The 13218-nt window shown below is 63.4% G+C and carries 16 protein-coding genes; 3 read left to right on the top strand and 13 right to left on the bottom strand.

Annotation, left to right across the window (positions count from 1 at the left end):
- The first annotated feature begins 1 nt into the window (after position 1).
- From G6N23_RS01855 to G6N23_RS01845, 3 genes are all read left to right on the top strand, one after another.
- Complete coding sequence (locus G6N23_RS01855; RefSeq protein WP_085261510.1) at positions 2 to 1135, top strand: acyl-CoA dehydrogenase family protein; 1134 nt, start codon at positions 2 to 4, stop codon at positions 1133 to 1135.
- Positions 1136 to 1248: 113 nt separating this feature from the next.
- The gene (locus G6N23_RS01850; protein WP_085261509.1) at positions 1249 to 1902 is read left to right on the top strand and encodes a TetR/AcrR family transcriptional regulator; all 654 of its coding nucleotides are present in this window, start codon (positions 1249 to 1251) and stop codon (positions 1900 to 1902) included.
- Between the two features lie 49 nt (positions 1903 to 1951).
- Positions 1952 to 2305 carry a DUF732 domain-containing protein gene (locus tag G6N23_RS01845; RefSeq protein WP_157997548.1) on the top strand — a complete coding sequence of 118 codons (354 nt, stop codon included), beginning with the start codon at positions 1952 to 1954 and terminating at the stop codon, positions 2303 to 2305.
- 41 nt (positions 2306 to 2346) lie between these two features.
- On the opposite strand, the gene G6N23_RS01840 is transcribed toward G6N23_RS01845, so the two are convergent.
- The 13 genes from G6N23_RS01840 to G6N23_RS01780 form a co-directional block, all read right to left on the bottom strand.
- Entirely contained in the window at positions 2347 to 2919 is a 573-nt protein-coding gene (locus G6N23_RS01840) for a hypothetical protein (RefSeq protein WP_085261507.1), read from the bottom strand.
- 37 nt (positions 2920 to 2956) lie between these two features.
- Positions 2957 to 3352, bottom strand: coding sequence for a hypothetical protein (locus G6N23_RS01835; RefSeq protein ID WP_308214924.1), 396 nt, complete (start codon positions 3350 to 3352; stop codon positions 2957 to 2959).
- Between the two features lie 59 nt (positions 3353 to 3411).
- Positions 3412 to 3810 (bottom strand): hypothetical protein, encoded by a 399-nt coding sequence (locus tag G6N23_RS01830; RefSeq protein ID WP_085261506.1) that lies wholly within the window; start codon positions 3808 to 3810, stop codon positions 3412 to 3414.
- 162 nt (positions 3811 to 3972) lie between these two features.
- On the bottom strand, positions 3973 to 4593 hold the full coding sequence (locus G6N23_RS01825) for a hypothetical protein (RefSeq protein ID WP_275991266.1): 621 nt from the start codon (positions 4591 to 4593) through the stop codon (positions 3973 to 3975).
- Between the two features lie 75 nt (positions 4594 to 4668).
- On the bottom strand, positions 4669 to 5298 hold the full coding sequence (locus tag G6N23_RS01820; protein WP_085261505.1) for a hypothetical protein: 630 nt from the start codon (positions 5296 to 5298) through the stop codon (positions 4669 to 4671).
- Positions 5299 to 5355: 57 nt separating this feature from the next.
- Positions 5356 to 6294 carry an MlaD family protein gene (locus tag G6N23_RS01815; protein WP_372508902.1) on the bottom strand — a complete coding sequence of 313 codons (939 nt, stop codon included), beginning with the start codon at positions 6292 to 6294 and terminating at the stop codon, positions 5356 to 5358.
- Positions 6295 to 6305: 11 nt separating this feature from the next.
- Positions 6306 to 7301: an MlaD family protein gene (locus tag G6N23_RS01810; protein ID WP_085261503.1), complete on the bottom strand. Its 996-nt coding sequence runs from the start codon at positions 7299 to 7301 to the stop codon at positions 6306 to 6308.
- The gene (locus tag G6N23_RS01805) at positions 7298 to 8395 is read right to left on the bottom strand and encodes an MlaD family protein (protein WP_085261838.1); all 1098 of its coding nucleotides are present in this window, start codon (positions 8393 to 8395) and stop codon (positions 7298 to 7300) included. The genes G6N23_RS01810 and G6N23_RS01805 overlap by 4 nt, the downstream gene beginning before the upstream one ends.
- The gene (locus tag G6N23_RS01800) at positions 8395 to 9354 is read right to left on the bottom strand and encodes an MlaD family protein (protein ID WP_085261502.1); all 960 of its coding nucleotides are present in this window, start codon (positions 9352 to 9354) and stop codon (positions 8395 to 8397) included. The genes G6N23_RS01805 and G6N23_RS01800 overlap by 1 nt, the downstream gene beginning before the upstream one ends.
- Positions 9351 to 10409 (bottom strand): MlaD family protein, encoded by a 1059-nt coding sequence (locus G6N23_RS01795; protein WP_085261501.1) that lies wholly within the window; start codon positions 10407 to 10409, stop codon positions 9351 to 9353. Before G6N23_RS01795 ends, G6N23_RS01800 begins: the two co-directional genes overlap by 4 nt.
- Positions 10406 to 11413, bottom strand: coding sequence for an MlaD family protein (locus G6N23_RS01790; RefSeq protein ID WP_085261500.1), 1008 nt, complete (start codon positions 11411 to 11413; stop codon positions 10406 to 10408). Before G6N23_RS01790 ends, G6N23_RS01795 begins: the two co-directional genes overlap by 4 nt.
- A 46-nt stretch (positions 11414 to 11459) precedes the next feature.
- On the bottom strand, positions 11460 to 12278 hold the full coding sequence (locus tag G6N23_RS01785; RefSeq protein ID WP_234808654.1) for an MlaE family ABC transporter permease: 819 nt from the start codon (positions 12276 to 12278) through the stop codon (positions 11460 to 11462).
- A 50-nt stretch (positions 12279 to 12328) separates the two neighbouring features.
- Positions 12329 to 13195, bottom strand: a complete 867-nt coding sequence (locus tag G6N23_RS01780) for an MlaE family ABC transporter permease (RefSeq protein WP_085261498.1) — start codon at positions 13193 to 13195, stop codon at positions 12329 to 12331.
- Positions 13196 to 13218 lie beyond the last annotated feature (23 nt).

Below are 13218 nucleotides of genomic sequence, written 5' to 3'. Positions count from 1 at the left end.
CATGAATTTTGAACTGAACGACGAACGGGCCATGTTGCGCGACACTGTGCGCGAACTTCTTTCTCGCGCCTACGACATCGAGACGCGCAATGCCATCAGCATCACCGCCCGGGGATGGAACCCGGCGGTGTGGAAGCAGTTCGCCGAGCTCGGACTCCTCGGTCTGCCGTTCTCGGAGGCGGACGGCGGGATGGGAGCCGGACCGGTCGAGACCATGACCGTGATGACCGAGATCGGTCGCGCGCTGGCACCGGAGCCCTTCCTGGACACCGTCGTGATCTGCGGCGGACTCATCGCCGACGCCGGCTCCCCGGCGCAGCGCGCCCACTATCTGCCCCGCATAGCCGAAGGCACCACGCTGCTGGCTTTCGCTCACAGCGAGCCCGGCAGTCGCTGGCCCTACCAAGACGTGGCCACCTGCGCCACCCGCACCAGCGAGGGCTGGGTGATCACCGGTACCAAGAACCCGGTGCTACGTGGGGACTGCGCAGATGACCTGATCGTTACTGCCACACTCCCGGACGGTGGGATCGGACTGTTTCTGACTGCCGCCGAGGATGCCGGTGTTTCCCGGCACAGCTACGCGACCCACGATGGATTGGGAGGCGCCGAGATCACCTTCGCAGCCACACCGGCAGTACCGCTCGGAAACGGTGGTGACGCGTCCGCATTGGTCACCGGTGCGCAGGTCCGCGCCCAGACCGGATTGTGCGCTGAGGCGATCGGCGCGATGACCGAGACATTGCGGCTGACAGTCGAATACCTAAAGCAGCGCAGGCAGTTCGGCGTCCCGATCGCCAAGTTCCAGGCCCTCACGCAACGCGCCGCCGACATGTATGTGTCGCTGGAGTTGGCGTCCAGCATGAGCTTCTACGCGACCATGTCGCTGGCCGACGGCGGGGTCGACCCACGCGTCGCCTCGCGCGCCAAGCTGCAGATCAGCGGCGCCGCACAGCACATCGGTCAGGAAGCCATCCAGATGCACGGCGGCATCGGGATCACTGCCGAATATCCGGTGGGCCACTATGTCTCACGCCTCACCGCGATCGGGCACACTTTGGGCGGTGAGGACGACCACCTGCGCTACCTCGCAGCTGATCTCAGCAGCCACGACATGATCACCGTCACCGGGTGATCATTTGCCCCTACCCCGTCGCACTCGATCCCCGGCGCCGCATTCCCCGAATGGCTTGACGCTGCGGGGTAAGCTCATACCTGTGAAGTATTCACTTACCACGCCGCGATCCGATGGCGCCTAAGCCAGCCGGGGGCCGCGCTTCGTACCCGAATCCGCAACCCCGCCTATCCGCAGACCAGCGCAGGGAACAGATCATCGATGCGGCACGCCAGGTCTTTGAGCAATCAGGCTTCGACGGTGCTCGTACCCGCGACCTGGCGGCTGCGGCGGGCGTCAACGAGGCGTTGCTTTACCGCCATTTCGGGTCAAAGGAAGAGTTGTTCGAAGCCGCGGTTGCGGCACCGCTCGAAGAGGCGGTCGGCAAGTTGGTCGAATTGTCAGGTGACCCACCGGAGTCGTTCGACGTCAGTGGCGCCGTGATGTACGAACGCACCTACCAGTTTCTGTACGACTTGCTGGGGGTCATGGACGAGATCGGACCACTGCTGGGGGTGATGCTGTTCGGGCAGGCGGACCGCGCCGGGGAATACTTCCGGAACCGTATCGACCCCTCGCTGAAAGAAGTCGAGCATGTCGTCGAGGCCAACCTTTCGGCGTGGCGGCACAAGGACTTCGACGTCGACCTACTGGTGCGGTCGACAATGGGGATGACGTGGTTTCTCAGTACCGCTGACCGGCTGTGCGGGCAGACCCGCGACCGAGCCGAGACGGCGAGGGCGATCACCTCGATGATCCTCGAGGGCGTGGGCGCAGGTGATGCGTGAACCACGCGCCGGCCGAATACGGCTGGCGCTCCCGGTGAAGGGACCGAACATGAGACAGCAGGTACGACCGGCACGGGCCTGGATTCTCGTTGCGGCTGTGATGTCGGCGCAGCTGTCGCCGGCCTTGTCGGCACGGGCCGACGACCAGGGCTGGGTATTCAACGGTTACCTGACCGCCGAGGAAGCCAACTATCTGGCGCGGCTACGACAAGAGCGAGTCTCAATACCCCTACCCGCCGGAGCGGTGGTGCACGACGGGCAGATGATCTGCGACTCCCTGCATCGCGGCCTCAGCCCCGAAGACACGGCGTACCGCTACCTGCCGTCGAGTCACCTGCCCCAGGTGATTGCCGCCGCGCAGGCCGAACTGTGCCCCGACACGCTAGGTCGAGGTGCGGCCTGAAATCAACTGGGCCAGGCCGACTGACGCCGAACGCTGTCAATTCACCAGTCCGGAAGACAGGACCCATACGCATTACAAGCCTGAGACCGCCGGTCATCCCACCCCTTGAACCAGGTCCCCTGCGGCGTGACCATGAACTTGTTCGCACCGTGCTCGCAATAGGTGTTCCCGCTGGGCGTGACCGCGCAGGTGGTCGACTCGAACGTCACGTAACTGCGGGGTGGCAGCACCCGCACCGCCTGTCCGGCAGGAAACTGCATGGCGGCCGTCCAGCCATGGTGCACCGATCGGTTGCCGTTGAACCACGCGATGTGATTGTCACCCGCAGGCGCGCCAGGGATATCACCTCGGCAGCCGAAGCTTCCCCAAACCCAGATCCCGCAATTGAGTCCATCCGGTGACAGGAACCAGATCCCGGGCCGACCGGCAATGACGAAATCCTCCGCTGCCAAGTGGTCATACCACGCGGTGATGTGCTCGATCTCCGGAAAGGGGCTCGCCAAAGCGTCACCGGCCGGTTCGGCCGGTACGGGTATCGCCGTGCCGAACAGTAGGCCGATCACACCCGCCCCCACCGACCACCACCGAGCCCTGCACATCGCGATCACCGCCATCTCCCCAAGACCTCCCGCCGTCGCTCAGACCCAACAGTCACGATTTAAAGGATGTGCTGCCGTAGCATGCCGCGTTACCGACATCCAAAGTGTTCTCGCAGCGCAGCTGATTTCCGATGTAGATGCGGACCGTGACCCACTTGCCCGGTCGCCACACCGGGGCCGCGATGCTGCTGCGCCAGTCCGCCCGAATCTCTGCGCCGTCCGTGGCCCAGCTACGCGGATTGGCCATGGCCACCTCGGTCCGCCACGGTAGCGGCACACCTTCCAGTGACCTGCGCGTTGTTCCATCGAAGTACTCCAGGTTCGCCGTGGTGACGGAGTCTGAAACGACCTCGTATGTCACGCTGTCGTCGGCGCGTGCGACTGGATTCTGCGCGACGACGGAGATGCCGGCCATCAGCACAGCCACGAGCAAGGGGCTCTGGGCCATTGGTCCTCCTCCAGATCAGCAATGTCGGATCGGCCAACCGATCCGATCGCGTGAAAGTACTAGGGCGCGGCCAAGATCACCGCAGCCAGGTTGTAGCCGGTCCGTTCGTTGTAACGCATGCTCACGCCGAAGTCGGTGTAAGAGCAGTCGTCGAACTTGCCGGCGGCGTATCCCTGCAGCATTGCGGCCTTGATTGCGGATGCGTCGTCGTGGTGGGCACCCTGAATCAGGTATGCCTTGGTGGCGGGATAGCCGAGATCCTTCAGCCCCGGTACGGGGTCCGGAATCGAACCGGGCCGCGTGTCCTTGTTCTGCACTCGGGTTGCGGTGTGATCGAGATAATCGTCCGTCATTCGATTGAAAACCTCGGTTGCCTGCTCAACAGTCGGGTCATACCGCAAAGGCGCGCAGGATGTTTCATTGCGCGCCGATACGACTGCCTCCTTGACGGTCGCCATCGAACCCGCTTGGGCCGGCGGCGCGAGGGCCAGACATACGAAGCAAGCCGTCATCGCGCCCAGCCGACCCGGCCCACGGCATATCGGGGCACGGATACGAGAGGCGCCGGCGTCAGCTGTGCGGGTAAGCAGCACTTTTCTCTCCTGTGTTGGGCTTCCGGTCTAGTCGCACACATGCGAACGGCTGATTCTGGTACCCCAGCGCTTGACCCTGAGGACGGACGGGCCGGTGAACCAGTCGGGTTGATGGGCCTTGATGCCATCGTTCACGTTGGAAAGGTGCTGCCACAGTAGGTAGAAGCTCTCCCCTTCGTAGATCGGGAAATAGGTGTCGCCGGTGGCGTCGTGACTCTGGGTAAGCGCCTGCGCCCGGGGGGCGAGGAACTCGACCGCCTGGTCGATGTTTGCCGTGACGATGTCCACCTGCCGTTGAATGCCGCGGACGCTGTAGTCCCAGTCACTGCCCGAGCCGCTGATGACACCCGGTCCGTTGGGGGTGATCCGATTGAACTGCACCCGGTCGATCTGACGTCTCAGCGTTTCGTACTGGGCGGTGTACCACTGACACATCTCCCGCTGTGCGTTGATGTCGGCGTCGGTGACGTTTCCCCTGGTTTGGTCGTAGGGGAAAGGAAATTTCGGCTGCCATTTCGAGGGCCCGGGGGTGATCACCGGTAGGGGCCGAATGAGTTCGTCATCGGACGGTGGATCAGCATGAGACGTGGGCCCAGCGAGAATCACCACCGCCGACAGCACCGTCGTTGCGCACGCGGCGACGGCCAAGCGAGCCCCCACACTCGTCGGATGGAAACGGCTACGGGGCATCGGCATCTCCCTCGTTCGCGTGCTACGCCAGGCCTACTTCTGCTCCACCACGGTGCCGATCCCGCCGACATCGCTGATCTGCCAGTCATTGTTGCTGTCGATGGTGACGCTGTATGTCGCGGTTGACTGCAACGGTTCCCGACCTTGGACCGTCTTCGTCAGGACACTGACGAAACAGTCGACGACATAGATACCACCGGTGGCCGACCGAACCTTGGCGGCGAGCGGACGCGCCGTCGAGGTCCATTCGAGGGGAGCGAGGATCTGTTCCATTTCCTGACCCGCTTTGGTGAGCTTCTCCTTGAGTTCGGGTCCGGTACGCGCGGTGAGTCTCACCCTCCACGCACCCAGATCTTGGAAATCGATCTCCGCCGCGTCGACGGCGTAGTCGAGAGCGATCTTCTCGGCCTGCGCATGACCCTGAGCCTGGCGAGCCTGAGCATCGAGTTCGCGCTGCGCCCCAACGTATAACCACATCAGTGCGCCAATTGCACCAACCAGCGCAACAATCGCAGCGGCGGACCGCAGGCTACGCACGGAGATTGACAATCGCAGTTGCCGGACCGGTTTCGCATCGGCCGGTGGGTCCGCGATCTCCGCGTTCGCTGGGCCGTCCCCGGACAAGTCTGATTCATCCACGGCGGATTCCCTAACTATCGTCATGGCCCCTTCTCCACTTCCCTCGACAACTTTGTTTCCAGACCGTCCCTCGCGGCCCCGCTAATTCCCCGGAAGATTGACATGCAGGGTGACGGAGCCGTCCTCGGGAACACTGGCCAGGACGTTGGCCAGCATCTGACCGGTGTCGAAGTTCAACAGCGCACCGGCTATGCCCTTGATGTGCGGAAGGAATCTATCGCCTATCACCTGGAAGTCGCCGCCGTTGTCGTCCAACATCTTCTGAATGCGCGCGAGGAACGCATTGAACTTCACGAGCGGCTCGGGGGCGCCGACCGCGATAAGCGGTGGAACGGTGCTGAACAATGTTCGGAGGTGGGGGCTGTAGCTGTCGATCTGAAAGGTGAGGTCAGCGAGCACCGGACCGAGCCACCCGGAATTACCCAGCAGTGTCTGGAAGTTGGCAAGCAGTTCACGTCCGCGGCCGTTCATGTCTGCCGCGGTGTTCCTCAGCAGCCTGCTCGTGCGTGACAGATTGGGCAACACCGCGTTGGTATCGGGCAGTGCGGTATCGACCTCACCGATGATGCGTTCGAGCGCACCGGGATCCAGTTGGTTGAGAACCCGCACAACACTTGTCGCTAGTTCCGATATCGACGGTGGCGCTGTTATGGATTCCGTAGCGATACGGTGCCCGTTGCGTATCATCGGCCCGTCTTGCGTGCGGGGAACCAGGCTCACGTAGGTCTCCCCCAACGCGGACAGGTTTTCGAGTCGGACATCACTGCCCACCGGAACGTGAAATCCTTCGCCTATGTAGAACCCGACGACGGCCCCGTCCGCAACAGCCTCGATCCGATTGACCGCACCTATCGGCGCGCCCCGGAGCAGGACTTTGGACCCAACAACCAGACCATTGACGTCTGCCACCATCATCGAGACTTCAGTGCGGTCCGAAGGCAGTCCGATCCGGACGCCGAGCGCGCCCATGTAGCTGACACCGAACGCGATCATCGCCCCGAAGGCAATAAACGACAACATGTCTCGGGCTCTCATGGCGCTGCCCCTATGATCCGCAACACGTCTTGCACGTTCCCGGACAGTTCACGCCCGTCGGGACCCAGGATCGACGTGATGTTCATCGCCGGATACTTGTCTTGCGCAAGGAAGCTCTCGTAGAACAGTCGCCGCCATGCCGGCACTTCTGCTTCGAACGCCCGCTTGTCGCGCTGCATCGCGCCCATGGCATCGGCGACCGATTCCAGCAGTGGCACCAGCCAGTAGCCGTTGGCGTAGATGCTGCCGACAGAAGGCAGCAGCTTGCCGACGTATCCAGCAGTGACCGTGAGCCGGTCGAAGCCAGTCATCCCCTTCGGCGAGAACCAGTCCTGAAACGTCGGGATCCGGTTGTGCAGTACCTCAGCGGTCCCGGCCACTCCGGTTAGCCATTGGTCGACCGTGTCGATACCGTTCGATAGGTCGGCGAGGTCAGCGGCAACACGAGAGGCAATCTGGCGCACCGTTTCTGCCCGCGGCGTCACCCGATTGATGCCGATGATCGTGTTCTGCGCCCGCTGGATGGATCCGCTGGACACGAAGTTGGCAAGGCTTGCAATGGTGTCTTCCACCTGTGGTGGCGAGTCGGTCTGAACCAGTGGAACTCTGGAGTCCGGCCCCAACGGAGGTGACGCCGACTGGTCGGTTTGAGGCGGATCGAGCGCGACGTAGATGTCGCCGAGCACCGTGGCCTGCTGCAGTGAGGCGCGGATGTCTGCCGGCACCACTACGCTGGGGTCGATGCGCGCGATGACATCGACGCGATTGCTCTGCAGCGTCACCTTGGTGACGACCCCGACAGTCGTGCCCTCCAACACCACCTTTGCCCGGTCCGGGAGGTTGAGCACGCTTTCGAATTCAAGGACGAGGTTATAACCGTTGCCGTAGGAGGCTCCGGGCTGGGGCAGCGCGTCGACGTTGACGGCCGCACACGACGACACTGCAACAGCACTCGCGGCCAACAGAGCTGCCGCATGAATCCGCCCGTTCATCGGTTCGCCGCCGCATTGAGCACGTACTGGAGCAGCGCAACGTCAACGGCGAACGGCTGCCCCTGGACGTTGGCGCAGCTGCCGGCCATAGACGAGTTCATGATGTTGCACAGGGCAACACCGTCCGGGGTGTGGATGCGATACAGCGGCGGCCGATAGCGCAGAGTGCTGATAGGTCGACTATTGAAATGGTTGGCAGCAGTGTTGATCCACCAGGGAATTGGATTCAGCAGGTTCGCGGTGCGGGGCGCGTGCTCACTCAACTTCCTCAGCGCCACCTCGGTCGCATCGAGGGTGAATTGGATCTCCTGTCCGAGATTGACTTCCAGATCCTCGACAAGCGGGGTGACCCAGACGACTCCTTCGACGATCCGTCGGCCGCCCTCGGAGGCCTCGTCGATGTAAGGCATGGTCTGTACCGCGTCGTGCAAAATCTCCTTCAGCGGCGCCCGGAGGTCCTTGAGTACGGAGGTCAGTTGCCCGAGGTTGGCGATGATCGATCCGATGTCGTTGATCGCTCGGTCCGGACTGTCCAGTACCGCCGACGACGTGGTCAGCAGCGCATTGACACCGACGCCGTTGTTGTGGATCGCTTGGTCGAGCCCGCGCACGATATCGCCGATGTTCGTCGATCCGTTCGGATTGACCGTGTTGATGAAGTTGGTCGCCGAGCCGATAACTTCAGACAGACTCATGGGGGTGGACGCCCGTTGCAGCGGAATGCATTCTCCCGCGCGGAGTCGCGGTCCCGATTCATAGTTGCCGACCAGTTCCAGCGACCGGTCCGCGAGGATCGATGTCGACCTGATGATCGCTCTCACATCGTGCGGAAACAGCCGGCGCTCCGTCACCGTGAAATCGACGCGGACATCGAGGGCGCCGGGGGTGATGGTCTTGATCTTGCCGATCCGATAACCCATCTGCGTCACCGGGTTGTCGGCATACAGTCCCACACTGTCGGGCAAGATCGCGCAATAAGTGGTGTGCTGACTCGCGGGGCGCACAGCGTACGACGCACCGACGGCGGCCAGCGACGCCGCCGCGACGGCGATCGCGGCGGCCTGGTAGACCCGGCGCAGACCCGGCGCGGCCATCAGCACGCACCCCCCGGCACCGGCATGCACAAGTCAGTGGCCAGTAGTTCGGGCGGCGCGGTCTCCGCCTCTAGGACCTGTTCGATCTTCCTGCGCACCAGACGAATCGCCCGAACTATGACACCACTGCGTTCGGCCCAGTACCGCGCTGTTTCTTGATAGTGGCGGACCTTTTCGAGAAAGTCGTCCCGATGGTTCTCGTAGAAGACACCGACCGGTGCCAGCGCATCGAAGACATCGGCGATGCCCTTGAGTGCACTTCCGAAACGCTCGCCGTACAGCACCAGTGTCTGTTCGACAATCGACGCTTTGCGGACGAGCTCCCTGAGGCCCTCACTGAAATTGCTGAGGGACTGAATGTATTCGTCTGACAGGTCGAGAATGGCCGACACCTGGCCGCGTTGTTTGTCGATCGTGGCCATGAGACCGTTCCCGGCATCGACGATTGCCGAGAGTGACTCGAGGTTGCCTCCGGTCAGCGCCTGCTGGACCTGGTCCAGTGACTGGTTGATGGGATCGGGATTCACCTGGTCGGTGATCTTCGGCGCGTCGGCGAGGGTTTGCATCAGGTTGTAGGGCATCGTCACGCGCTCTGCCGGAACGGGCTTATCGCCCAGCGGGGACTCGCCCAGCGACACGAGGTCGACGTAGTAGCCACCGACCACGGTGAGCATGCGGACCTGGATCTGTGATCGGTCTCCGACAAACGCGTCCTTGTCGACCTGCGTCCTGACCCGCACCTGATGGGGCTCCAGGGCCAGGTCCTTCACCTTGCCGACGGTGATTCCGGCGATGCGGACCTGGTCACCGGGGCGGACCGACGCGGCGTCCTCGGTGTAGAAGGTGACGATCTTCTCGCCCGGCGGGTTGACATAGAGCATGGCCGCGACCAGTGCCACAACGGTCGCTAGGCCCAGTGCACCAACACCCCACACCATCGGGTCCCGCAGGAGCTTCATCGATTGCACAGGACCACCTTCTGGCCGTTCACCAGAACATCCATCGGCGTCGGCAGCTCAAAGCGGCCACGCGTGCACGCCAACGGCGCCCCGGACTCCGGCGGCTCCGGGATGCTCTCTGCCACAACTGGAACCAGCTTGAACGCGTCGATGTAGTTGTCGACATTGCTGATCGCACGGTCGAGCGCCAGATCGATGTCACTGGGGGCATCGACTGCGCCTTCGGGTCCGAGCCGCCAACGCGTGGCAGCGTTGAAGACCGGCGGGAACCCCAGGTTCGTCATCAATCGGACCACGGTGTCGGTGAACTCGGGGCCGTACAGCTCGGATTTCCGGAATTCGTCGATGGCGTCGAGGGCTCCGTCCAGCGGCCGATTGATCCAATCCAATATCTGCACCAGGTCCTGTGAATGACCGCCTATGGCACCAGCGACGTCGGACAGGTTGCGCATCAATGCCGCCACCACGTGCTGGCGGTCCGAGACGAACCTCGTCAGCCGGTGGATGCTGTCGAGCATCGGCGCCAGTCCACCGCCATCGCCGGACAGGTATGACACGGCATTACTGGCGAAGGTGTTGATCTCCTCGGGACTGAGCGTCGCGATGACCGGTTGCAACCCATTGAACAATGCGGTGATGTCGAATGACGGCTGGGTCATAGCGGTGGGCACCCGAGCCACGAGATCGGCCGTCGCGTACTCCTCTGCCGGATTGACGACATCGAGATAACGCAATCCGGTCAACGCCTGATACTTGATGGCAAGGCGACTTGCGGGCACGACTCCGTAACGCTTGTCGAGCGTGAACCCAATTACGGCAATGCTGTGCCCGCCCTGCCGCTCGAGTTGAACGGAGCGCACCTTTCCCACCCGTACTCCGCGTACCCGCACGTCGGCATCCAGATGTAGCCCGGATACATCTGTGAACTCGGCAATATACGTGCGTTCCGGCGCGGCTACCGGCTGTCGAATGACATTGACCATCAACAAGAACAGGATGGCCGCGACGACACCACTGATCGCAAGCCGCCACAACGCCGCCGTTGCCGACATCACGGACCCCCCATCGCGTCGAGGGGCGCGGCCACACCGGGAAGACTGTCGAGGACGATCTGGATCTGGACCGTGCGTTGTTCGGGGGTTCCGCCATACATCCGTTCGAACCGGGTCCGCAACTCCGCCAGCATCTCCGCGAAGCCTTCGGGCCTGATCAACGGCGGAACCACGTCGGTCAATGCCTTGACCATGTCAGTTACCGGGAGCAACTGACCCAGGTGGCTCGACTCCAGCTTGCCGATGTCGGCGAAGAGCCCACCGGACGCCAATTCGAGCGTCGGAATGAACAGGTGTTGCCATTCCTCCTCGGTATAGTCCGAGTGCATGCGGCCCTGGATGTTGGCGTCGTCGTGGATGAGATTGTGGCCTGCGCCCATCAGGGCATCGACGGCTGGCGGGAACACCACACTGACCCCCGTCGCGTTGGCAAGAAGCCGCTCGGTGCTCACGGTCTGCACCTGGGCGACGGAATCGGCTGCGATCAGCGCGGTTTCGATCAGCGGATCGAGCGCATCGGTGTAGCGGGTGGCCCGGTCGATCACCTGGATGAGCTGAGGTGTCAGCACTCCGGTGGACACCTCACCAAGGCGCGACAGCAACGCCTGGAGGGTGAAGTTGCCCTCTGGCACCGTGGTCAGCCGCATACCGTCCCGAAGTACTTGACCACCGGCGCCGGCCATGAGGTTGACACCGGTGACACCGAAATAGTTGACGGGCCGGAAGTCGATACGCAGCGCGTCGGTCAACCCCACCACCGGTTTCCGCTGCAGGTCCGCATCGAGCCGGACACCTCCGCCGGGCCGGCTGGTGATGGCCGTAACTTCCCCAACTGTCACCCCGTGCATGACCACCGCGGTACCGCGCACGACGCCCTGACCCGCGTACGTCGTGTCGATCGTCACCGAGATCGTGTCGGCCGGTCGGCCCCCGAACGGATTCGCCACGACCAGAAGACCGGCCACCGCAGCACACAGCATCACCGCCATTCCGGCAGCGGTCAACATTCGCCTCTGGTACTCCGCCGAGCCATGTATCAACACCGTTGCGTACCTACCCCTTGAACACGAAGTCGGGCCGAATGCCCCAGAGCATCACGGTGGTTGCGAAATCCAGGACCATGATCGCGACCAGGCTCGCACGCACCGCGCGTCCCGAGGCCAGGCCGACGCCCACCGGTCCCCCACTGACGAAATACCCGTAATAGCAATGGATCACCGTCGCGGCCACGCAGTACACCGCTACTTTGATCACCGAGTAGGCCAGGTCGGTTGGATTGAGGAACTCGACGAAGTAGTGGCTGTAGGTGCCGCCGGGCACATTGTGGAACACCCGGATCACAACGTCCATGACGTAGAACGTGGTCACCAGGGTTACGAGGTAGCCGGGGACGATACACAGCAACCCGCCGATCAGCCGGGTTCCGACCACGTAGGGTATCGGGCGCAGTCCCATCGATTCGACGGCATCGATCTCATCGGCGATGCGCATGGAGCCGATCTCGGCGGTCATCCGGCACCCGGTCTGGCAGGCGAACGCGATGCCCCCCACCAGCGGTCCGATCACGCGAACCGCCCCCACTCCGGCGACGATCCCCGACAGCGAACCGAAGCCGATGATGTTCAAGACGGCGAACGCCTCTACAGCCAGCGAGGCACCCACCGCGACACCAAGGATCAGCAGCACACTCACGACGCCGCCGTCGACGATCAACGAACCCCGGCCCCAGGCAAGACTGTTCATCTGTTGCAGCGTTTCCCGGCGGTATTTCCGAAGGGTCAGTGGCAGCAGACCGAACGTCTTCCCGATGAATATTGCCCACTGCCCGGCCGTGCGGACTACTTGACCGGTGTGCCGAATGGGCGGTGCCATCCACCGGGTACTGAGGTGCCCTGAGGGCGCTGCCGTCCTGGCGGCGGTCATCAGGCCACCTCCATCGGAAAGAACATGGTCTGCAGCTGCGTGATCGCCAGGTTGGCGAAGACGATGCAGACCACATTGAGCACGACCGACGAGTTCACGGCGTCTGCGACGCCGCGCGGGCCTCCTTTGGCCTCCATGCCGCGAAGCGATGACACGATCGCCACAATCACCGCGAAGACCGCGGTTTTGCCGACGGCAAACCAGATGTCGGTCACCTTCGCGAAGGTGCCGAAGGACTGCCAGAAGCTGCCCGGCGACATTCCGCTCGCCGACACCGCCAGGATGAAGGCGGCGCCGGTCCCGGCCGCAATGATGAAGATGCACAGCATCGGGGCCAACATGAGTAGGCCCAGGAACCGCGGCACCACCAGGCGGCGGACCGGGTCGACCCCCATCACCCGCATTGCCTCGAGTTCCTCTCGAACCGCGCGCGCCCCGAAATCCGAAGCGATGGCCGACGCCGCCGCCCCACCCATCAATAACCCTGCCGTGATCGGGGCCCCCTGCCGCACCACGCCGACGCCGCTCGCCGCACCGAGCAAGGACGTGGCGCCCACCTGATTGACAAGGCCCGACGTCACAACCGTCACCATCGCCCCGAATGGAATCGCCATCAGCAGCCCGGGGATCGCCGTCACTTTGAGCAACGTCCAGGCCTGCACGACGAGCTCGCGAGTAGGGAGCCGCAATGAAAGAGCGTCGGTGACCGTGTAGCGCAGCACGTCCGCGAGCAGTTGCGCGGCGCGCCCGGTCGTGGCGGCGCTACGCCCGGGGATCTTGCCCACGTGCGACATGCTTCGCCGCGCCGTGACGAACGCCCGAGTCGAGACCCCCTGCAATCCCTGCTCGTTGACGCGCGAAGTCATGGTTGACCATCAGACCGAGGCAC

It is taken from the genome of Mycolicibacter terrae, from assembly GCF_010727125.1.
GTDB lineage: Bacteria > Actinomycetota > Actinomycetes > Mycobacteriales > Mycobacteriaceae > Mycobacterium > Mycobacterium terrae.
This window is presented reverse-complemented; position numbering and strand designations above follow the sequence as displayed.